The following is a 20,625-nucleotide window of genomic DNA, read 5'->3' as shown; positions in this document are numbered from 1 at the left end:
GATTGTCTTTTTCCAGTATTCAAGCTAAACATTTGCGCAGCACCTAAACTGTTTTGTGCGCTTTACTTACAACCTTGTCTTTTCATTTACTCCTATTCAGATGAGACTTTCTTATAAGTTGATCGGTGCCGTTGTATGTCTGTTTACGATCACATTACTTTTATTTGCAGAGCCAACGAGCCGGCAACTTGAGCAGATTCCCTATGTTTCCACAGTCTCGGCAGAAGGAAATAATGTGGTTATCTCTGACTTCCACTCATTACATTTCACACCCGGGAACGTGGTCGTGTGTAGGGTTGGCAACGGAGTCACGGCACTTTCTAATGCCTCGACGCCAGTATTCTTGGATGAATACAATTCGATGGGCACATTGATCTCAAGTCTCGCGATTCCCATTACATATCAATCTTCAAATTTTCCTTTGACCGTTTCCGGTACAGCGGATACCGAATGTATGATCACGCGTTCCACGGATGGGAGATACTTGGTGATCACCGGATATGCCGCAAGTCCAGGTGTGTCCTCGATCGCCGGGACACTGAGCTCCAATTATCCCCGTGTGATAGGAACAGTGGATGCATACGGTGTTGTTAATATCTCAACTTCGACGACTGGATTTAGCTCGGCAAATATTAGAAGTGCAACTACTGTTGATGGTTCTGCCTTTTGGGCTGTCGGCGGCAATTCAGGGGTAGTTTATCAATCGCTTGGTGGGTCGGGGATTCCGACTACTATCGCCAGCAATGTAACTAATAACCGTGTAGTAAATATTTTCGGTGATCAGCTTTTTGTTTCCGGAGCATCTGGGTCCAATAGACTTTCAAAAGTTGGAAGCGGTCTGCCTTCAACAACTGGTTCAAACATTACGAATCTACCCGGATTCCCGACCGCCGGAAACCCTCATCAGTATTTCTTTGCCGATCTGAGTACATCTGTTGATGGAGTTGACACCGTGTATGTTGCAGATCAGGCAACTACTTCCGGCGTTTCTGGAGGGGGGATCAAGAAATTTTCGTTGATCGCAGGGTTCTGGACGTATAATGGGACATTTCCTGCGATCACATCTCCATCTGTGGCTCCGACTTTGTTTATAGGCCTTGCCGGTGAGGTTGCGAACGGAACAGTTAGATTGTTTGCAACTCGTAACGGCCAACAATTGATCTATGTAGAGGACACATCTGGATATAACTCTGCTCCGTCCGCTGTTCCACAGTTGATCAGCACCGCATCAATAAATAATGCTTACAGAGGTGTTGCGCTCGCCCCAGAGATTGTTGACTCGTATTACGGAATGGTGCAGTTCTCATCAGGGAGTTATTCGGGCGATGAGGATGGCGGGCCGATAATTGTATCGGTAACGCGCACCGGCGGTTCGGCCGGAGCCGTATCGGTAGATTATGGTGTTGCCGCAAGCCCCACTTTTATAGATAGACTTGGCGGCGGAACAGCTACGGGCGGGGCAAGCTGCTCGGAAGGTGTTGATTATGTATCACCAAGTGGGACTTTGAATTGGGCTGCCGGCGACAGCGCAGACAAGACATTTCAGATCCAGCTCTGCCCCGATGCTGAATTCGAACCGGGCGAATCATTCGTGATCGAGCTTAGAGACGCAGCAGGCGGTGCCCAGATCGGTGAACCGTCCGAAGCTTTGATAACTATCCTAAATGACGATACGGAACCGACCCCGACCCCGACTCCTTCACCATCTCCTACACCCGATCCGTTCGTTGTTGATATAACCTCAGATGAGAGTGATGAGAGCCCCGGCGACGGAAGCTGTGCAACGGAGAGCGGAGGCTGTTCGCTGCGAGCGGCAATAGAGGAGGCGAATGCGCTGCCCGGTGAGCAAGAGATTACCTTCGGGATCGCGGGTTTATTAGCGGGCGTACCGCAGACGATCGTTCTGGGTTCGGAGATCGCGATCACGGACGATACCAAGATCCTCGGACCGGGTGCGGATCAACTCAGCATTGACGGCGGCCCCGGCTCAAATCGTATTTTCAGTATTTCTGGGGCGGCGGCGGATATCTCCGGATTAACGCTTACGGGTGGTGGCGGTCAGGGTGTGTTGGCCTCGGGACGCGGCGGTGCGGTATATGCCATTGATGCGGATGTATCTCTTGTCGGGATTGGGCTCGGCTCAAACAGTGCTATCAATTCTGGAATTGCCGTGGCCTTTGAGGGCAGCGGTTCGCATCGCATCGAGCGTTCGCTGATAGCTTCGAATTCGGGCTTTGGCTGCGGTGCGATAGCAAAGTTCGGCACGTCCGACCTCGTGATCGAGAACACTACGATAAGCGGGAATTCTATCGGGGCAGGTAATGCCGGTGCCGCGATGTGTACATTCACAGCCGGGATCACCGCCGTTCGCAATTCGACGATAACTGCAAATGCGGGAGTTTCGTTTACCGGCGGCGTATATCATTCCGGCGGAACGCTTGCGGTCGGCTCGACGATCATTTCCGGTAATTCTGCATCCGCGCGGCCGGAGATCTTCTTCGCGAGCGGAATGTTCATTTCCGAGGGGTTCAATCTTATCGGCGATTCTGCCGGAGACGCTGGGGATACAAGCCTTCCCATCGCCTATCTTGCAACCGATATCTTGGACACAGCTCCAATGCTCGGAGCATTACAAAACAACGGCGGGTCAACCGCGACGCACCGGCCGCTGGTTTTCAGTCCAGTGATCGACGCTGGGAATTCGTTCGGAGCTGCGACAGATCAGCGCGGGTTTCAGAGGATGTTTGACATAGCGGCGTATCCGAACGCAGGCGATGGTGCGGATATCGGTGCGTTCGAGCTTATCGGACCAACGTCAGCTTACGTCAGCATTTTGGGCCGTATTCAAATGGATGACGGCCTTCCGATACGCGGAGCGGTCGTTACAGTCTATGGCGGTGGAATGGAAACTCCTCCAGTCAGTACCACCGGAACTTTCGGCAATTTTGTGATCGAGGGCCTGCGAGCCGGCGAAACTTATGTTCTTGTAATCAGCTCCGGCCGTTTCACATTTGATGAACCAGTGATAGTCGTAACACCCCAGGAAGACATCACCGGACTAGTGTTCATAGGGCGGAAGCGTTGAATGGAATGGTGCATTATCAATGGACATTCCGCCGGGTTGACCTATATTGCTCGGATGGCAAAACTTGACGAGGCACCGCGTATCTCACATACTTGAAAATAATTTCAGGTATTAAGAAGACCCGAAAAGTACTGTTTTCAAGAGGTAAAAGATATGCCATATCCAGAAATAATGATCCACGGAATGCGTGCCGAGCTCGCACAGCTTGGTATCGAAGAAACCAAAACGCCGGAGGCCGTGAAGGAAGCGGTCGAAAATACGGACGGAACGCTAATGGTCGTAGTCAATTCAGTTTGCGGATGTGCGGCGGGTGGTGTTCGGCCTGGCATTGCGATGGCCCTACAAAATTCTTCCGTCAAACCGGACCGCGCCATCACGGTGTTCGCCGGTGCCGACATCGATGCGACTGATACTGCCCGCGAGTATTTTACAGGCTATGCGCCGTCGTCACCCTCGATCGCGTTTCTTCGTGATGGAAAGCTCGTGAAGATGTTCGAGCGGCGCGACCTTGAAGGCCGACACCCGGCAATTATTGCTGAAGCTCTTGTAGAAGCCTTTAACGAGACAAGCGGTGCGGAGCAGGCAGCGATAGCTTAAAACAAGGTCTTTGTGTTACGGATGAGGCTTTTCCGAATTTCACATCGGGGAAGCCTTTTTGTTTGCTGCGGTGGATTTTACCAGATCGACGGGACGACCGATTCATCGAATTCTAAGGTGCGTCCGTCCGGCAAAATGTGAACGAGCCGCCCAACACCTTTCGCTTTGAGTATCGGGGCAAGCATACCGATGCGATGGCAATTCGCACGCGGTGTCTTATGTTGCGAAAGCGGCTGCGATTCGGAGCACATCAGGGCCGTCGGCACCTCGGCAGCTATTTCAATGATGCGATCCGTTCCCCAGTTGAGTTCGTCAGGCGTAGGCCGCGTCCTTCCGCCGCATTCGGGTAAATGTTCATAGCCGATGGCATTCTCCCGAAGAAGTTCCGCAAGCACAAGCCCGTTAAAATGCGGCCATCGCGAACGCGCCACGCTCCGCACATCACAAACAAACCCGATCCCGAACCTTCTCAATAGTTCAAGGAAATAGGCAAAGTCGTGTTTACCGTGGCCAATGGTGTGGATCGTGACGGTGCGGCAATGATTCGCTTCAGCCACGCTCATTTCCGCTCTTTTTCAGTCAGATTATAGATGAATGGACGGTGCTGAACTACATACTGCTTTTCGTCTGTCTGGCCGTCGCCGTCAACGTCCACTTTTACTTCCAACTTGTAACGCTTGCCGGGTTCGTGGCGTTTATCTATTTCGTATGCAAGGCTGTACTGGCTTCGAAGCAGGCCGTTTATGGAATTCAGATACGAAGGTATCTCACTTGGAAATGTCATCTCGAAGTGCATCCCGCCAGATTCTTTTGCAAAGGTATTCATGGCATTTCTAGCCTGCTGGAAAGTGAGTCTTCCGGGCATTCCCGTGATCGAGTCGGTCGCACCGAGATACATCTCGTACTTCTTATAGAAAAGATTTCCGGTGCTGATTATATAGATCGGGATACCGGCCTCCTGAATAACCTTTCTCGCATCGCTGTAATTTATACGGCTGAATGTGTCGATGCCGGATGCAACCAAGATGATAGCCCGGCGTTTAGCTTTTACATCCACCATCCCGCCGTATTCGGTGTAGCGTTCCGGATTCCGCTCAAGCACGACCGAATCGCCCTTTCCGCCGACAAGTGCAAACTTGATCGCATCGTAGAGATTATTCTCACGAAATGCTGGCTGGTTCCTTAGCAGGAGGTTTATTGTTTCGTTTATTCGCCGCGGATCGTTCGTAAAATCCGTTATCGGGGTCGGCCGCATATCAAACGCGATGACCGAGGCGTAATCATCCGGCGGCTGGATGAAACGGGTAAGAAACTGCGCGACCGGACGAATAGATTCATAAACGCCAGGCTCAAATGGGCCGCCGCCCGCTCGCCCGAAAACCTCCGTCCACTTGCTGTATTCAAGTACCAGGGAAACGGTTATCGGGGCATCAGGTGTTGAAAAATTTGCGATCTCCTTCCGAACGCCTTCTTCAAAAACCTGAAATTGTTCGCGTTTTAGACCGGTGATTATCTGTCCGGTCTTACGGTTTACGACGACTGCCTCGATATTAACTACGTTGGTCTCAATTCGGACAACATCGTCAGCGATCTCCGCATTGCGCTCTTCTTCCTGCCTTCGGCGTTCCTCTTCTTCTTTTTTCAGCTCTTCCTCAGTTTTTGGTGTAGGCCGCTGATTGCGTTTATCATCGCCGGGCCGATTGGTCGGCCGCTGGGGCCGGGATTGGGAAAACGATGTCAGTGAAAACGCCAAAAATATTGCAATTATTACGGCGAACGCGAAGCGGCCAGAAGAGAGCAGGTTCATAATTCGATGACCTCGGATCTGTCAGGTAACGAATATGATACCAAATTTCCCCAAATGGTTGGACATTTTACCGATGTAAAGAACCTTCGGTAATCATTTTAGTGGCAGAAAAGCTGAACCATTAAAATGCTTCTGCGATAAAATCCAAATCGCTTAGATCTCCGTCAAGGGTTACGACCTGAGTAGGGTTATAGAACGAATGTCGCTTTGAGCTCGCCGTAATTATGTAAGTTTGACCCGCCGGAACATCTGAGAACGAGTAATAACCAAAAGAATTGGTTGTTGTGGTAAGCGGGGCCTCAAGCCCGCCTCCAAATAAGGAAACGGTTACATTTCTGATCCCGGTCCCATTTTGGGAGGCTACTCTTCCCGATAGCGATGCCCCAGCGGCAGTCGGTCCTAGTATTGTAAGCGAAGCTGCGGTAACAGAACCTGTATCAGCTGCTGCACAGTCAAGAAATCTAAGTGTCCAAACGCCGTTAAGCGTCGGTATAGAAGAAAAAGTAGAGTTTAGTGAAATGAATGGAGGACCTGGACTTATTGGCGAAAAGGGCCCTGGAGCTTGAGCTCGGAATGACCCAGGGGGAATGTTATATGTGTCTCCACCTCCGGTAGCGGCAACCCAAATATTTCCAGATGCGGCGTCTGAAAACACATAAGTTCCGCTAAGGTTCGAACTGTCACCAAATCCGCTCCCAACGGGAGGCGTTCTTCCTACATAGGTAAATAATGAGGCGGTCGTTCCATCAGGGGAAATGAGAAAGACCTGTAGATCCCCGATATAAGTATGCGTCATCGTGAAAGAAACTGATATCGAGCCCAGAGTCCAAGGAGCACCTGACACGTTGAACAAAACATTGCGTGGCGCTCCGCATGTAGGATTCGGAGAGCTTCCATCAGGTATAGCACCCGTACCTGTGCCAGGTACGACAATGGCAAAGGATACTGATGCTGAAGCAAGTATCAGAAGCCAGATCTGGATATTTGTAAGGATCAAGTTGAGTAAGGAAAAGCAGATAGATCGGAAATGTTGAGACATAAATCACTCCTCTGTGAGAACTGAAGCGCGCAGAAAAACGCGGCCAAGTTGGGAGGCACGTTGTGAAAATAAGTGGGATTGTGGGATTTTATGAAGGAGAAGAGGGGAATACCCTCATTTTCAGATTATATAAGGCAAGAGATTATGTCAATGATTTTTCGTTATGAAAGCAAACATTGGCAGTTCTTTATGTTGATACAGACGAGGGAGAACTTAGAACTTCAAAAACCTGCAAAGCATACTTCACGTTCCCGAATGGTGCTGAAACCTGAACACCGGCTATGATGTCCCGGACCTCAAGCAGCGATTCACGTGCTATCTGAATCCCCTCTTCTCGAGCTTCTTCTTTACCCCTGTCTGATGCTGAGCGCATACGTTCAAGAATCTCAGGGGTAACGTTCACGCCCGGGACCTCATTGTGAAGAAATTCGGCATTTCTGAAACTGACCAAGGGCCAAATTCCCGCGACAATTGGGATCTTTACGTGCGAGATCTTGTCGATGAACGAACGAAGTTGCTCCGTATCGAAAACCGGCTGCGTGATAGCATACTCGGCGCCTGCCTCTACCTTCCATTCGAACCGGCGGATCTCTTCTTCTAGATTTACGGCACCTGGATTTACGCCGACTCCTATCGAGAACTCCGTTGGGCGCCCGATCGGATTGTTTCCAATATCCATTCCATGATTCAGCTTGTTGACCATATTGGTCAATCCTATTGAGTCGATATCAAAGACGGCAGTCGCGTCCGGATAAGGTCCCATTTTCGGCGGATCTCCGGTAATTATAAGCAGGTTGTGAAGACCGAGAGCGGCTGCACCGAGAAGATCAGACATCATCCCGAGCAAATTTCTATCGCGGCAACAATAATGCAGAACCGCTTCGATGCCGATTTCGCGTTCAACAAGCACTGCGGTCGCCTGAGCTGACATTCGAGTCTGCGCACGCGGACCGTCCGGAATGTTCACTGCATCTACTCCCGCCTCCTTTAATAGACGAATGGATTCAAGCGTTTTATCTGCATCGCATCCCTTCGGCGGAAGCACCTCAACCGAGGTTACGAATTCGCCGCGAGCTATTTTCCTTGACCAGTTGGAACGATCCTCTGGATCGATCACTTTTATATCAGGCGGCTGTAGCTCGACCACCTCAGCCGGTTTTATGCTCGTAAATACATCTGCTTTTCGCGGGCTGATGGAGCGGATAGAATCCGCTATTATCTTTATATGCGTTGGCGTTGTGCCACAGCATCCACCAACAAATCGTGCCCCGGCCTGCACAAATCGTTTTGCATATGTCGCCATATATTCAGGCGATCCCATGTAGAACTGTCTTCCTTGTACGTCGCGTGGCAGACCGGCATTAGGCTGTGCCGAAAGAGGTTTGCTGGTTACGGCACGCATCGCTTCAAGCGCAGTAAGCACGTGGCTTGGACCCATACCACAATTTAGTCCGATGACGTCCGCGCCGAGCTCATCCAGTTTTGCAGTGAAGGCCTCAGGAGTGGTCCCGAAGGTCGTTTTTCCATCATCAATGATCGTCATCTGAGCGATGATCGGTAGGTCGGAAACGTCACGCACGGCACGGATCGCCTGCTCTATTACAGAAAGCTCTGAGAAGGTCTCAAGAACGAAGAGATCGACACCGCCTTCGAGGAGCCCCTCTGCCTGTTCGCGAAAAAGGCTGCGGGCTTCGTCAAAGGATGTTGGGCCAAACGGTTCGATCCGAATTCCAAGCGGACCGATCGCCCCAGCAACATATGCATTATCATTCGCTGCTTTTCGGGCTATACTGGCGGCGGCCGTGTTTATCTCGCGCACCTTGTCCTCAAGTCCGTAAGTCTGCAATTTATGGCGAGTTGCTCCGAAAGAATTTGTTTCGATCACATCTGAGCCTGCGCGAATGTATTCCTCATGAACCTCACGGACCAGATCCGGATTGGTCAGATTCAGTTCATCGTAACTGCGATTTATGTAAATGCCTTTATCGTAAAGACGTGTTCCCATTGCCCCGTCAAATACGAATATCCCACCAGAGTCTATCAATTCGCGAAAGTCTTTCATTGCCCTGTTAAAACGCGGCGTTCATCAAATGAAAAGTCTCGCCAAACAGCGAGACCTCAAAATTACATCTTGAACGTCTTATGCTGTTTAGCAGTTTATTTAACGTGGTCGCAAGTCGCAATAACTCACCACGGTTTCCTGAATGATGCGTTTTTCGCCTTGCTAAGTCAAGCTGTTACACGAGGTCAGCGCTGGCAATATGCGCAGTAGAAGGTGGAGCGACCGGCTTGAACGATGCGACGTATCGGCCGGCCGCATTTGGAACAAGGCTCACCTTGACGCCCATAAACGCGCCAGATCTGCTCGCTGCCGTTACCGTAAATGTTGCCGCCGATGTTATCACGATCTATCGCGATGGTTTTCCCAAGTTCGACCGTTTCAGTCAATACATCTCGAATAGCCGAATGAAGTCGTTTTGTCTTAATTGCTGAAAGACTATCGGCAGACATACGCGGATCGGCCCGCGCGACGAACATTGCTTCAGATGCGTAGATATTCCCAAGCCCGCAGACGCGTGTCTGGTCAAGAAGCGTCTCCTTCAAACTGCGCCGTGATCTCTGTAAACAGAACCGAAGATAGTCCGGCGAAAATTCGTCAGAAAATGGTTCCGGAGCGAGCTTAGAAAGTTCTTTTAAGTTCGAGAGGTCCCCGCTGGTTACTATCTTCATCAATCCGAAGTGCCGCTGATCTTGAAATACAAGTTTCGTTTCATCATCAAGATGAAAAACGGCGTGGGTAAACTTCGGTTCGGCGGCTTCTTCGTCCAATAACATAAAACGCCCGCTCATTCTTAAATGAACGAGCAACGTTCGCCCTCTTGAAAGGTCAACAAGAATGAATTTTCCGCGTCTTGTTATTCCTGTAATGGAGGAGTTTTGCAGCAATGACGAGAATCTCTTTGATGAGCAGTCAGGCGAAAGCTTCGCTCGCAATAATCGGGCTTGATTGATGGTCCGGCCAGCGATCAGAGCGTCAAGCTGACGAACAACAGTTTCAACCTCCGGCAGTTCCGGCATAACGACATCTAAACCTTAGAGTAATCGGGGATCGAAGCCTTATCGCCGAGCACGCTTCCTTCGCCGACGACGACATTTCTTCCAATATGGCAGCTCCGGCAAAGCACGGCACCGCGTATCTCGGCAGATGACGAGACGCGGGAATGCGACCAAAGTACGGAATCTTTAATAAGGGATTTTTCTTCAATAAATACACCGGGTCCGATAACTGAGTTTTCTATACGCACGCCCGGCTTCAAAACACAGCCTTCAGCGATCACAGATCTTTTATCTACGAAAGCCGTGGTGGCGAGCTCAGAATGTGAGATGTTGGGACTCACCAAAAAATTGAACTTTCCCGCCAAAAGGTCTAAATGTGCCTGCAGATAAGAGGCAGGCGTCCCAATATCCCGCCAATAGTTATCCTCCAAAACGAAGGAATTGAATCCCATTCCTTTTGACAAGATCATTGGGAAAACGTCGTATTCAAACGAGCGGTTCTCACCTTGCGGAATAAGCTCAAGCACTGAGGGCTCAAGAATGTAGATACCTGCATTTATCAGATCGGTCTTGATCTCAGACAAACTTGCAGCAGAGGGCTTTTCAATAAAGCGGAGCACCGCGCCATCATCATCGATCTCAACAAGGCCATATGCTGAGGGGTCAGGAACTCGAGCAAGAGCTATCGTGGCCGCTGCACCAGATCCGCGGTGTTGGCTGATCATCGCTGACAGATCGATATCCGAGAGAATATCACCATTGAGGACAACAGTTGTTTCAACTTTATCGGCTGCGAAACGGAAAGCTCCAGCCGTTCCCAAAGGAGAAGGTTCTGTAACGTAATCTATCGCAACGCCAAGATCAGAGCCGTCTCCCAAGGTATCTTCGATCTTATTTGGCTGATAATTCAATGAGAGAGTTGCGCCGGAAATGCCGGCACGCGATAGCAGCTCTAATTGATATGAAAGAAATGGCCGATTCATGACCGGCACGATCGGTTTCGGCGTATAAACGGTAAGCGGTCTAAGACGTGTTCCTTTCCCGCCGGCAAGAATCAATGCTTTCATATCAAGAAAAAGAAAAGAGTAAGCAATGAAGAGGCTAAAATCAAAAATAAAGATATTTTTGATCTTAATGTGGGCAAATGTGCAAGTTTGAACAATGTCCTTAAATAAACACCAGAAGATCTCAATATATGCTCCAAACTCATCTTATTACCGCAGAACAGCAAGGACCCTAGGTAAATTGGCAATATCAGAGTTATATATTTACACCTAATTGAATGTTCTATAGGTAGATTTGCCGTTAGTCGAAAGAATGCTTACACTCGCATTTTGCCATCTGACAAATGGCGCGCTTACCGGTGAAGATCGAAACGGAAAAGAAATATCGCCTTGGAGCAAAGAGGGTCGAGGAACTTACGGCGAAACTGTCGGAGCTCGGAGCGGTCTTTCTCAAGGAGGTGTTTGAAGTCAATTACCAGCACCGCGGTGGCGATATGGACGAACGCGGTGCCACGCTTCGCCTTCGAAAGATCGGCGATTTTACGGTCCTAACGTATAAAGAAAAGGTCAAATCAGAATCTGGGGCTAAGCACAAGCTCGAATACGAGACCAATGTCTCTGATGTTGAGGCAATGGAGAAGATCATCGAACGGCTTGGGTATCGGTTGACCGCTGTTTATGAGAAACGCCGAAAATATTGGCAGCTAGGGTCGGTCGAAGTGGTGCTGGATGAACTGCCCTTCGGCTTATTCATGGAGATCGAAGGCTCTATCGAAGAAATAGAGAAAGCCGAGAGGCTTCTTGGGATGCGGGAAATAGAACGAGAGCCGCGCGGCTACCCGCGGCTCACAATAAAATACGGCAAGAACGTAAACGGAGTAATGGAAGCAAGATTCGAAAGGAAGGCTTCAGCCTAGTTTAAGATATCTTCTCCGACAAATGACATCTGCGAATTCGATTCGCGCGTGCTGCCTGCCGCAACTTTTCGATAGGTTCCATCCGGACGTAATGACCACGCATTCACATTGTCCCTCAAATAACCTTCAAGAATAACGTCCCGGATATAGGTTGCTATCTCCCGATCAATGATCGGGACCACCACCTCGACACGTCGATCCAGATTTCGAAGCATCCAATCTGCACTGCCAATATATGTTTCCGAGGTTTCTGAACCTCCGTTAAGGAAGTGGAATATGCGGCTGTGCTCAAGAAATCGCCCAACGATCGACCGAACCTTGATCCGCTCTGATAGACCCTTTACACCCGGTCGAAGCGAGCAAATGCCGCGAACTATAAGATCGACGTCGACGCCGGCCATCGAGGCTGCATATAACTCCTCGATCAGGCACTTTGTCCAAGACGATGGATGACGATTCGAACGAGCGAAACTTTTCGCAGGAACCGGCTCTTAATCCTTTCGATCTAAAGATGGATCGGGGTTATTCAAAGCAGGATGTTCGCCACAATATGAATCTGAGCGGATTGGTTGATCTGGGCGCAGGATTTACGCTTTCCGGCGTTCTGCTTGCCCGTTCTGGATTTCCTTACACGCCAGTGATCGGCTTTGACACCCAGAACGATGGTAATGACGACAATGACCGGGCGATAGTTAACGGACGCGTTGTTGAACGAAACTCTTTCCGCCAGCCGAATTTCTTTAACCTTGATCTTCGCTTGCTGAAAGCATTCAGACTTAGCGAATCAAAACGGCTGGATCTTTCGGCAGAGGTTTTCAACGTTACCAAAGCCTCAAACAAAAATTTTGGTAACGATGCTATCAGTCTGTTTGGTACACCTTTGCCGGATGGTTCCCCGTCAAACCCGGAAGCCGGCATTCCGCTTTTCGCTCCGTCAACGGCACGTTTCGGCGGCCCGCGACAACTTCAGCTGGGTGTTCGGTTCATTTTCTGATCGCTAGTAAAGCTTTCACGCAGCTGCATATCAAGGCTGTCGGAAAAGGCAGCCTTGTATCTTTTCAGCCGTTCAGTTGAGATTACTTTCAGGTCGCTTCCACTCCCTCGGAGATGCCATCCCTAAACACACAATTATTCACGATTGACGAATTTTGATTAGTGATTGAGGATCGACCAACTACAATTGACGATGTCCGATCTTCGTGCTTTACACATTCCCGGAGCTTGCCGATATGCGATTTAAGTTTGTTTTCCTGGATGTAGAGGCTTGTTACGCACGGAGCAGAACAAATATCCAGATATACTCTTTTATTCCTTTTTATAGAAAGAGCCGGAATTTGCAACTATCTTTAAAATAGCGGATAACTTTCTGCGATCATCCGATCTTTTGCCCACCAAACACTCTCTGATCTATGCGTTCTCTTATTCTGACTTTGGTATTGACAATTTTCGCGTCCGATCTATCCACATCGGCTGCCGTTTACGAAGTGGGCCCCGGCCAGCAGATAACCAATATCGCCGGTGTGCCTTGGGCAACACTTCAGCCGGGAGACATCGTAAGGATCCATTGGCGTACGGAACCGTATCGCGAAAAATGGGTGATCTGCCGTCAGGGAACCGCCGAACTTCCAATAACGGTTGTCGGGGTTCCGGGGCCGGAAGGCCAGCGCCCTGTAATCGATGGTGTTAACGCGACGACGCCTGCCAATCTGAATTTCTGGAGCGAGCAACGCGGTGTGATAAAGATCGGCGGTGCCAATGTTCCCGCGGACACAATGCCGCGGCACATCATCATTGAGGGCCTTGAAGTTCGCGGCGCTCACCCGAACTATCAATTCACAGGCCGAAACGGTACGGTTCAGAGCTATGCCTCCGCGGCTTCGCCTATCTTCATTGAAAAAGGTGAATTCATTACCATCAGGAACAATATTATTACCGATGGGGCAAATGGGCTTTTTGCTGCCTCGACGGATTCCGCCCAATCGCGCGATATCCTGGTGGAAGGAAATTATATTCACGGAAACGGGATAGTTGGGAGCATTTATCAGCACAACAACTATACCGCAGCTATAAATATCACTTTTCAGTACAATCGATTCGGGCCGCTGCGTTCCGGCTCTCCCGGTGTAAATCTAAAGGATCGTTCCGCCGGTTTGGTGGTCAGATATAACTGGATCGAAGGCGGCAATCGAACCATCGATATGGTGGATGGCGAGGATACGGCTGTTATACGCAATCATCCAGCCTACAGGAAGACGTTCGTTTACGGAAACATTCTGATCAAGCAGGACGGCGGAAACAATCAAGTGGTCCATTACGGCGGTGATAGCGGCACCACGGCAAACTATCGGAAGGGAAAGTTATATCTCTACGGCAATACGATCTATTCGGTGCGCGCGAGCACAACGGTCATTGCTCGGCTTTCTACAAACGACGAAAATGCTGATCTTCGGAACAATATTTTCTTCAATACCTCTTCGGGGGCAAACCTCGCGATGCTGGCAGAGGCAGGGACTCTTCTGCTTGCCAATAACTGGGCAAAAACCGGATGGCGAAATTCCCACGAAGGGGGCGGATTTACAGGAAGCGTTACCGGTGGGAATACGATGGTAACCGGTACATCGCCGGGCTTCGCGGATATAAACGCACAAAACTTTGCACTTCTTCCCGGCTCGCCCGCTATCGATGCCGGCACGGCCCTGAACCCTGACGTGTTGCCATTAAATGATCTTTCGAGGCAGTATCTAATACACCAACGATCGACCGCTCGGCCGCAAGTTGGGCAGTTTGATCTCGGCGCATTCGAATATTCTGCTCTGCTGCCGCCGGTCATTAACACTGAGACGCTGCCACCGGCGTTACGTCTTCGCCCTTATGATCAGAGCCTACAGATCACGGGCGGCATCGCGCCGTTTGAGTTCTCAATTGCGGAAGGCGGTGTTCCGCCCGGCCTTAGGCTCGATGTAAGCAGCGGACGCATATTTGGGCGGCCCAGGCTGCGGGGTACGTGGGTCTTTACGATCCGCGTAACAGATTCACAAGGACAAACCGCAGAGAGAGCCTTCACACTAAGCTCGATACTTTCACCTCACTAATTTTGCAAACCTGAAACTTCGGCTGTAGCATCAAAGCTATCCACACTCGAGCCGGAGAGAATGAAGAAAAAGATCCTTGTTGTTGAAGATCGTGAAGATGCTCGCGCGTTGATCCGCTTGATCGTGGAAAAACAGGGGCATACTGTATTGGAATCGGCAGGTGCGTATGACGCTATTGCAAAAGCCGAGGAGTTCCTTCCTGACCTAATCTTGATGGATATCGGACTTCCTTTGCTGGACGGTCTTTCAACCGCAAAGATGATCCGCGAGATCGACGCGTTCGAGCGGGTTCCTATAATCGTAGTAACCGGGTTTCGCAATGTCCGCGATCATGCCGAACGAGCGGGCTGCGACGACGTGATTTACAAGCCGATCGATCCGGTTGAATTACGGCGGACCTTGGATAAACACCTTGTGCGCCAGTAATTTCTATTCGAACTGCTTTCTGAATTCCGCAAACTCTCCCTTTAGTTTCTCCAGTTCGTCTTTTAGAGCTAGAAACTCGTTTCGGAGTTCGTCGATCGCGGAAGTATCGTCTCTGCTTGGCCTCGGAGTTTCAGCATTCGCGAGCTTAGATACATCCGGCTCACCGCTGAAGAGGTGAGCGTATCGCGGCTCCTTCTGCCCCGGCGATCTTTCCAAACGGGCCACAAGCGGCTCTGACCGGCGGGCAAGTGCGTCGAGCGTTTGCTGCACTTCGTCCAGCGATCTGAAATCATAAAGCCTTTCGCTACGTCCGCGCAGTTCACCGACGGTCTGTGGCCCGCGAAGCAAAAGGAGTGTGATAATGGCCGTCTCCTCCGGCTCGAGCTCCAAAACGCTTGGCAGCATATGCTTGTATTTAACCGTCCGGCTAGTGCTGCCGTGAAAAAGATAGACCAGATTCTTATCGCGAAGAGAGTCAATGGCCGCTAAGACCTCCGTTTCCCCAAGCGACATTACAGGATCACGGTTCGACCGTTGATTGCATGCCGCCGTTAGCGAATTCAATGTAAGCGGGTAATATTCCGGCGTGGTCAGTTGTTTCTCAACAAGGCTTCCTAGGACTCTTGCCTCGATCTCATTTATCATCGCGTTTCAATAATACCTTGAAAATGTGCAAAGCTCATCCGCTGGTATGGTCAGGACACATTTTGCCCAAGCCAAACTTTGAGTAAAACTATCTCTGCAAGAATGAGAACTCTGATTGCCAGAACAACCGAGGATGTGGAGTCCGCGATGCAGCAATTGGGCTCTGCCCACGTGGTCGGGTGTGATACTGAAACTTCCGGCTTTAATTCAAAGGTCGGAAGGCTGTACTCGATCCAGTTCTCTGATGGCGACCTAAGCGTATTGGTCCCATTGAGTGAAGGTGTCGGTATGGGCCGGTTTGCTGAGCTGCTCGCAAATACCGCGATAGTCAAAGTGTTTCACAATGCACGGTTCGATCTGGAATTCCTTAGTGCAGGCGGATATGTGATCACTAGTGTATATGACACGATGATCGCCGAAAAGCTGCTTACGCGCGGTGCGCGACAATCCGTATCGCTCGCCGATACACTTTATCGTTATTTCGCTGTTGATCTGGACAAGTCTCAGAGGACAAGATTCACAAAAAAATGGGATGGTATTTGGACTGAGGATCTGGTCGAATACGCGGTTTCGGACGTAGTGCACCTGCCGCGTCTTATGCAGGAACAGCGTGAATGGTTAAACAAACTTGGCCTGTCGGAAGATTGCCGCGAACAGTTTTGCAATGCATTTGGCCAGGACAAAGTGACCTATGATCTTTAGTTTTTCAACTGATCCCAAACCCTTGCGAATGCTGCTCCAAAGTGCAATTCTCTACTGTAATGAGCACAGATCACGATGCTCGCCAAGGAGGTAATATGGCTGAAGTTCTAACTGATGTGCGGCCGCTTGAGGATTTCTTGCTGATGTCCGAGGTTGAGGTCTCCGAGTCAATTGAAGCGGCTCGCGAGGCTTTGGGTAAACGTGTTGTTATTCTGGGTCACCATTACCAGCGCGACGATGTTATCCGACACGCCGACCTTACGGGCGACAGCTATCAGCTTTCAGTTATGGCATCGCAAACTGAGGCTGATTTCATCGTTTTCTGCGGGGTCCATTTTATGGCTGAATCGGCAGACATTCTGGGCAAGCCCGAACAGGTCGTGATCTTGCCTGATATGGGAGCCGGTTGCTCGATGGCCGACATGGCGAACATCGATCAGGTCGAAGAAGCATGGGAACAGTTGCGTGAGATCGGCGTTCTCGAACAACGCGTTGCCCCGATCACATATATGAATTCGACGGCTGCGATAAAGGCCTTTTGTGGCAGGAACGAAGGTGTCGTTTGCACCTCCTCTAATGCTGTGCCTCTGTTCGACGTTTATCTTAGAAATTATGACAAGATGTTCTTCTTTCCGGATCAGCATCTAGGACGGAATACCGGTGCAAAGTTTGGCATTCCTCTGGATAAAATGGTCGTATGGGATCCGCATAAAGAACTCGGAGGTAATTCGCCTGAGGCTTTGCTTGACGTGAAACTGATATTGTGGCGAGGACATTGTTCAGTACATGGCCGGTTCAAAGATTGGCACGTGGATAAGATCCGCGACGAGGTGCCGGAGGTACAAGTGCTTGTCCATCCGGAGTGCACATATGAGGTGGTTCAAAAAAGCGACCTCAACGGCTCGACCTCATTTATCATCAAAACCGTCGAAAATGCTCCGGCTGGGTCGAAGTGGGCGATCGGGACGGAAGTAAATCTTGTAAAGCGGCTCTCCGATCGGTTTCCTGATAAAGAGATACATTTGCTTGCTCCGGATCTTTGTATGTGTGCGACCATGTATCGGATAGCGCCGCAGAACCTTGCATGGTCACTGGATAACCTCGCTAACGGTCAGATTGTCAATGAGATAAAGGTGGATGATGAGACCAAACACTTTGCGAACGTTGCTCTGGAACGAATGATCTCAATGACAGAGAAAAAAATCTAGCAAAAGAGGTATTTTAGTCGATCCATCCAATTGCTTTACGAATTGCTATGAACCTTACGATCGGGCAAACTATGGCGAAGAACAAAGACAAAGTGCCTGATAACGCGCCCGGTAAATTTTATGTCGAGCGGCACTGCATTGATTGCGATGTTTGCCGCGATACCGCTCCGGATAATTTCACTCGCAATCATAAAAACGCTTATTCTTTCGTTTACAAACAGCCAGAAACCGACGTGGAATTTGAACTTTGTGAAGAGGCCATGAGAGCTTGTCCTGTAGAAGCGATCGGACAAGATGGGAGCCAGGGTTGATCATTTTTAGGCAAACTTGTGTTCGGGTGTATCCTATCTAACACATGCCCACTATTTGATCTTGTTTTTCTACAAACTTGAACGAGGGGAGATATGAAGAATCTAATTACACCGATTGTGTTGGGGATTTTGTTATTTGTAGCAGGTGCGAGCGGCCAAACTCCTTGGCTTGATCGCCCGCTTTCTAATTGGAACAGTGGCAATGGGGTTATTCCAAATGCACCGCGGAGCACTGCTTCGTCGCCGACATCGACGATGTGTGCTCCGACAGTCCGGCGGCCGGAAAGCCTTAATGATCGGGCGCTCACGCGTGCGGGCTGGCATCTTTACGGCCCTGCGTACACTTATGGTCAGATCTCGATAATTACAGCGATGGCCAGCGTTGACGGAATGTGTCGGCCAAATCAATACAACGGCTTTGTTTTTGTGGGGACACGCTTTGCCGGAACACTGGCACCGGTATTTTCCGAGGCGAGGTCGGATGGTGCACTAAGCCGGATCAACCTTTATACACCGGATGATCTGTCGGTTGAGTTCGTCCGTTATACTTCGAACGACCCCTTATGTTGTCCGTCCCAGACGAGTTACGTAACATACAAGATCACCACGGGAACTCGACCAACCGTCAGCGCAGAGGACGTCGAAACGCGTGCTAATTGTGATGGGCCGATCCAAACCCAGGACAATGTTGTTTCCGGTACGGTAACCTATCGCCAGCGAAGCGCTCTGCCGCCGACCGCAGTGTTGATCGTCTCATTGATCGACATCTCACGGGCAGATGCGGCAGCCACCGTGATAGCTGAACAGCGTATCGAAACAGCAGGCAAACAGGTTCCTTTCTCATTTGATATGGCCTATGACCGCAGCCGTATCCAGGAACGGAATCGCTATGCGATAAGAGCTGAGATACGCGACCGCGATCGGCTCCTGTTTACAACCGACACGAATCATTTAGTGATCACACAGGGCAATCCTAGAGTTGTTGATATCGTAGTGGTTCCGGTCGGAACTGGAGGAACTCGCGATTCGTCCATCCGCGGGACCGTGACCTATCGCCAGCGGATCGCTCTTCCGCCAAACTCGGAGATCACTGTCCGACTTGTCGATTCAGCAGATCCGAATGGCACGCCCGTAGCCGAGAATTCTTTTAGTTCAGGTAATAGAAATGTGCCGATCCCGTTTGAGCTAAGCTACGCTCAGCGTGACATAAATCGCCAGAGAAACTATGAACTGCAGGCAGAGATCCGAAGTGAGGGAAGGCTCCGATTCCGAACACCAAACGGTCAGCCGATAACTTTACGGGGGAACCAAACTGCAAATGTCGAGCTTGTTCTTGAACCTGCGTCTGATGGGCCTGAGCCGATAACTGGGCGGTCTCTGAGCCTATCGAAGTTCGGAACTGGAACATTGCAAATAGAAGGAAGAAGCGCTTGGCTTCTGGTTAGCGGCAATGTAGTTGTAACTGAAAGCGGCGATGCTACAGTCTCTTTGACACGTATCGGCGGTACGATAAGTTTTCAGGGGAAGCTTGTCTTCATTGACGATACGACGGCTCGAATCGCTGTCACCAACTCCGGCGATGCCGATGCTAGCGGTGAGATCCAGATCGCATACAGTGGCAGGAACTTAAGAAATATAAATGCAACGAGCCTTGTACTGGACGGCCAGAACGTAACGCTTAGGTTCTAGCTTATTTGAATCCTAACTGTATCGGGATTTTGTTGTTGAAAGATCCGAGAATTCTGAGTGCCATAGATCCGATCATGGAATGTATGTGCAGTCGAGTTCTCGGTTCTTTTTCTAGCAATTCTGTAAGAAGCTATACCGCGGGACTCAAACGTCAATGAATATCCAACCATCCTCAATCCGAACCGGGTATTTTTCTATTGAACATTTCGGAGCCGTAAAGCAGTGTCCGGTGCGGACGTCGAACATCCAGTCATGATGTTCACAGATAACAGTCGTACCTTTCAACGGTGAATCTGCCAATGGATAGCCTTTGTGTGGACAAAAATTCTCTATTGCATAAAATGTGCCGCCGACATTGAAAAGCGCCAGTTCGCTTCCATCGTTTAGCTGTACGGTAGCTCCTCGTCCGGAGGGTACCGATTCGGCCCGCCCTACTTTTATGGAGCGTCCTTCACGTATTGGCTTGTGTTTATTGTGTCTCACCTTTCCCATTTGCCATATCAATTCTGCCAATCCGCTGAGTGAAATCAAAACCGCTTGCGTTATCTCTCGAAGTCAATGAAAATGGAGAAATGCAGGAAACCGGAGCCACAGGTATGAAGCGCTCACGATGCCGAGAGATAATGACCTCAAATGTCAGGACTGCTTCGCCTGCTAACACGCTACGCGAAGTAGCGGAAATGATGCGTGACGGCGACATGGGCAGTGTGCCGGTGGTCTCAGACGATCGTCTTGTTGGCATTGTAACCGATCGGGATATCGTCGTTCGATCGATCGCAGAAGGGAATGGCCCCGATTCGCCTGTTTCTAACGCTCTGACGACTGAGATATTTTCTGTTGGCCCGGATGATTTTGTATTTGAAGCCGTGCGTCTAATGGGGGAAAAACAGGTCCGCCGCATTCCGGTAGTTAACGAGGATGGCTCGCTGGCGGGCATCATTTCTATGGCTGACGTTGCACTAGAGATGGAAGACGAGCGCGAGATCGCCGAGACATTAGAAGAGATATCCAGCGGCGCAGCGTTTTGGAGTAAAAAGTAACCTACG

20 protein-coding genes and 1 riboswitch are annotated in these 20,625 nt (G+C 50.1%); of the genes, 11 read left to right on the top strand and 9 right to left on the bottom strand.

Annotated elements, in window-relative coordinates; genetic code table 11:
• Nucleotides 1–100: 100 nt before the first annotated feature.
• Nucleotides 101–3,085: a choice-of-anchor Q domain-containing protein gene (locus JVX88_RS03060; protein WP_211625636.1), complete on the top strand. Its 2,985-nt coding sequence runs from the start codon at nt 101–103 to the stop codon at nt 3,083–3,085.
• Nucleotides 3,086–3,238: 153 nt separating this feature from the next.
• On the top strand, nt 3,239–3,682 hold the full coding sequence (locus tag JVX88_RS03055; protein WP_211625634.1) for a BrxA/BrxB family bacilliredoxin: 444 nt from the start codon (nt 3,239–3,241) through the stop codon (nt 3,680–3,682).
• A gap of 77 nt (nt 3,683–3,759) precedes the next feature.
• On the opposite strand, the gene JVX88_RS03050 is transcribed toward JVX88_RS03055, so the two are convergent.
• From JVX88_RS03050 to JVX88_RS03025, 6 genes are all read right to left on the bottom strand, one after another.
• Entirely contained in the window at nt 3,760–4,245 is a 486-nt protein-coding gene (locus JVX88_RS03050; RefSeq protein ID WP_211625633.1) for a DUF488 family protein, read from the bottom strand.
• Nucleotides 4,242–5,489, bottom strand: a complete 1,248-nt coding sequence (locus JVX88_RS03045; RefSeq protein WP_211625631.1) for a VWA domain-containing protein — start codon at nt 5,487–5,489, stop codon at nt 4,242–4,244. The genes JVX88_RS03050 and JVX88_RS03045 overlap by 4 nt, the downstream gene beginning before the upstream one ends.
• Before the next feature lie 121 nt (nt 5,490–5,610).
• The gene (locus tag JVX88_RS03040; RefSeq protein ID WP_211625629.1) at nt 5,611–6,528 is read right to left on the bottom strand and encodes a carboxypeptidase regulatory-like domain-containing protein; all 918 of its coding nucleotides are present in this window, start codon (nt 6,526–6,528) and stop codon (nt 5,611–5,613) included.
• A gap of 187 nt (nt 6,529–6,715) precedes the next feature.
• Nucleotides 6,716–8,590: a bifunctional homocysteine S-methyltransferase/methylenetetrahydrofolate reductase gene (locus tag JVX88_RS03035; RefSeq protein WP_211625627.1), complete on the bottom strand. Its 1,875-nt coding sequence runs from the start codon at nt 8,588–8,590 to the stop codon at nt 6,716–6,718.
• Nucleotides 8,591–8,656: 66 nt separating this feature from the next.
• Nucleotides 8,657–8,732: riboswitch (SAM riboswitch) on the bottom strand.
• 43 nt (nt 8,733–8,775) lie between these two features.
• Entirely contained in the window at nt 8,776–9,606 is an 831-nt protein-coding gene (mutM, locus tag JVX88_RS03030) for a bifunctional DNA-formamidopyrimidine glycosylase/DNA-(apurinic or apyrimidinic site) lyase (protein ID WP_211625625.1), read from the bottom strand.
• 8 nt (nt 9,607–9,614) lie between these two features.
• Nucleotides 9,615–10,652 (bottom strand): sugar phosphate nucleotidyltransferase, encoded by a 1,038-nt coding sequence (locus JVX88_RS03025; protein ID WP_211625623.1) that lies wholly within the window; start codon nt 10,650–10,652, stop codon nt 9,615–9,617.
• A gap of 281 nt (nt 10,653–10,933) precedes the next feature.
• Between JVX88_RS03025 and cyaB the strand changes: the two genes are divergently transcribed.
• Entirely contained in the window at nt 10,934–11,506 is a 573-nt protein-coding gene (gene cyaB / locus JVX88_RS03020; protein ID WP_211625621.1) for a class IV adenylate cyclase, read from the top strand.
• Here cyaB and JVX88_RS03015 read toward each other — a convergent pair.
• Nucleotides 11,503–11,931: a hypothetical protein gene (locus JVX88_RS03015; RefSeq protein ID WP_317134655.1), complete on the bottom strand. Its 429-nt coding sequence runs from the start codon at nt 11,929–11,931 to the stop codon at nt 11,503–11,505. The two genes, cyaB and JVX88_RS03015, sit on opposite strands and share 4 nt — an antisense overlap.
• A 20-nt stretch (nt 11,932–11,951) precedes the next feature.
• Between JVX88_RS03015 and JVX88_RS03010 the strand changes: the two genes are divergently transcribed.
• The 3 genes from JVX88_RS03010 (at nt 11,952) to JVX88_RS03000 (ending at nt 15,024) form a co-directional block, all read left to right on the top strand.
• The gene (locus tag JVX88_RS03010) at nt 11,952–12,500 is read left to right on the top strand and encodes a hypothetical protein (RefSeq protein WP_211625617.1); all 549 of its coding nucleotides are present in this window, start codon (nt 11,952–11,954) and stop codon (nt 12,498–12,500) included.
• A gap of 415 nt (nt 12,501–12,915) precedes the next feature.
• Nucleotides 12,916–14,598: a choice-of-anchor Q domain-containing protein gene (locus JVX88_RS03005; protein ID WP_211625615.1), complete on the top strand. Its 1,683-nt coding sequence runs from the start codon at nt 12,916–12,918 to the stop codon at nt 14,596–14,598.
• Nucleotides 14,599–14,658: 60 nt separating this feature from the next.
• A complete protein-coding gene (locus JVX88_RS03000; protein ID WP_211625613.1) occupies nt 14,659–15,024 on the top strand; it encodes a response regulator in 366 nt (121 codons plus the stop codon).
• A 3-nt stretch (nt 15,025–15,027) separates the two neighbouring features.
• Here JVX88_RS03000 and JVX88_RS02995 read toward each other — a convergent pair whose 3' ends face one another.
• Nucleotides 15,028–15,669 carry a YceH family protein gene (locus JVX88_RS02995; RefSeq protein WP_211625611.1) on the bottom strand — a complete coding sequence of 214 codons (642 nt, stop codon included), beginning with the start codon at nt 15,667–15,669 and terminating at the stop codon, nt 15,028–15,030.
• A gap of 102 nt (nt 15,670–15,771) precedes the next feature.
• Here JVX88_RS02995 and JVX88_RS02990 point away from each other — a divergent pair, with 102 nt between their 5' ends.
• The 4 genes from JVX88_RS02990 (at nt 15,772) to JVX88_RS02975 (ending at nt 19,579) form a co-directional block, all read left to right on the top strand.
• Nucleotides 15,772–16,371 (top strand): hypothetical protein, encoded by a 600-nt coding sequence (locus JVX88_RS02990; RefSeq protein ID WP_211625609.1) that lies wholly within the window; start codon nt 15,772–15,774, stop codon nt 16,369–16,371.
• Between the two features lie 95 nt (nt 16,372–16,466).
• A complete protein-coding gene (gene nadA, locus JVX88_RS02985) occupies nt 16,467–17,579 on the top strand; it encodes a quinolinate synthase NadA (protein WP_211625607.1) in 1,113 nt (370 codons plus the stop codon).
• A 47-nt stretch (nt 17,580–17,626) separates the two neighbouring features.
• The gene (locus tag JVX88_RS02980; RefSeq protein WP_211625605.1) at nt 17,627–17,890 is read left to right on the top strand and encodes a ferredoxin; all 264 of its coding nucleotides are present in this window, start codon (nt 17,627–17,629) and stop codon (nt 17,888–17,890) included.
• Nucleotides 17,891–17,983: 93 nt separating this feature from the next.
• Nucleotides 17,984–19,579 (top strand): YbaY family lipoprotein, encoded by a 1,596-nt coding sequence (locus JVX88_RS02975; RefSeq protein ID WP_211625603.1) that lies wholly within the window; start codon nt 17,984–17,986, stop codon nt 19,577–19,579.
• Between the two features lie 144 nt (nt 19,580–19,723).
• Here JVX88_RS02975 and JVX88_RS02970 read toward each other — a convergent pair whose 3' ends face one another.
• Complete coding sequence (locus JVX88_RS02970; RefSeq protein ID WP_211625601.1) at nt 19,724–20,071, bottom strand: Rieske (2Fe-2S) protein; 348 nt, start codon at nt 20,069–20,071, stop codon at nt 19,724–19,726.
• A gap of 29 nt (nt 20,072–20,100) precedes the next feature.
• Here JVX88_RS02970 and JVX88_RS02965 point away from each other — a divergent pair, with 29 nt between their 5' ends.
• Entirely contained in the window at nt 20,101–20,619 is a 519-nt protein-coding gene (locus JVX88_RS02965) for a CBS domain-containing protein (protein ID WP_211625598.1), read from the top strand.
• Nucleotides 20,620–20,625: the final 6 nt, after the last annotated feature.

Source organism: Leptolyngbya sp. 7M (assembly GCF_018128485.1).
The sequence above is the reverse complement of the archived record's forward strand: the minus strand, read 5'-3'. Positions and strand labels throughout refer to the sequence as shown.

Bases quoted from the DNA above. Each gene is read 5' to 3' on its own strand.
- JVX88_RS02970 (WP_211625601.1), bottom strand. From the start codon at position 20,071: ATGGGAAAGGTGAGACACAATAAACACAAGCCAATACGTGAAGGACGC.
- JVX88_RS03025 (WP_211625623.1), bottom strand. From the start codon at position 10,652: ATGAAAGCATTGATTCTTGCCGGCGGGAAAGGAACACGTCTTAGACCG.
- cyaB (WP_211625621.1), top strand. From the start codon at position 10,934: ATGGCGCGCTTACCGGTGAAGATCGAAACGGAAAAGAAATATCGCCTT.
- JVX88_RS03005 (WP_211625615.1), top strand. From the start codon at position 12,916: ATGCGTTCTCTTATTCTGACTTTGGTATTGACAATTTTCGCGTCCGAT.
- mutM (WP_211625625.1), bottom strand. From the start codon at position 9,606: ATGCCGGAACTGCCGGAGGTTGAAACTGTTGTTCGTCAGCTTGACGCT.
- JVX88_RS03055 (WP_211625634.1), top strand. From the start codon at position 3,239: ATGCCATATCCAGAAATAATGATCCACGGAATGCGTGCCGAGCTCGCA.
- JVX88_RS03000 (WP_211625613.1), top strand. From the start codon at position 14,659: ATGAAGAAAAAGATCCTTGTTGTTGAAGATCGTGAAGATGCTCGCGCG.
- JVX88_RS03050 (WP_211625633.1), bottom strand. From the start codon at position 4,245: ATGAGCGTGGCTGAAGCGAATCATTGCCGCACCGTCACGATCCACACC.
- JVX88_RS03010 (WP_211625617.1), top strand. From the start codon at position 11,952: ATGGATGACGATTCGAACGAGCGAAACTTTTCGCAGGAACCGGCTCTT.
- nadA (WP_211625607.1), top strand. From the start codon at position 16,467: ATGGCTGAAGTTCTAACTGATGTGCGGCCGCTTGAGGATTTCTTGCTG.
- JVX88_RS03060 (WP_211625636.1), top strand. From the start codon at position 101: ATGAGACTTTCTTATAAGTTGATCGGTGCCGTTGTATGTCTGTTTACG.
- JVX88_RS02990 (WP_211625609.1), top strand. From the start codon at position 15,772: ATGAGAACTCTGATTGCCAGAACAACCGAGGATGTGGAGTCCGCGATG.
- JVX88_RS03045 (WP_211625631.1), bottom strand. From the start codon at position 5,489: ATGAACCTGCTCTCTTCTGGCCGCTTCGCGTTCGCCGTAATAATTGCA.
- JVX88_RS02980 (WP_211625605.1), top strand. From the start codon at position 17,627: ATGAACCTTACGATCGGGCAAACTATGGCGAAGAACAAAGACAAAGTG.
- JVX88_RS03040 (WP_211625629.1), bottom strand. From the start codon at position 6,528: ATGTCTCAACATTTCCGATCTATCTGCTTTTCCTTACTCAACTTGATC.
- JVX88_RS02995 (WP_211625611.1), bottom strand. From the start codon at position 15,669: ATGATAAATGAGATCGAGGCAAGAGTCCTAGGAAGCCTTGTTGAGAAA.
- JVX88_RS03035 (WP_211625627.1), bottom strand. From the start codon at position 8,590: ATGAAAGACTTTCGCGAATTGATAGACTCTGGTGGGATATTCGTATTT.
- JVX88_RS02975 (WP_211625603.1), top strand. From the start codon at position 17,984: ATGAAGAATCTAATTACACCGATTGTGTTGGGGATTTTGTTATTTGTA.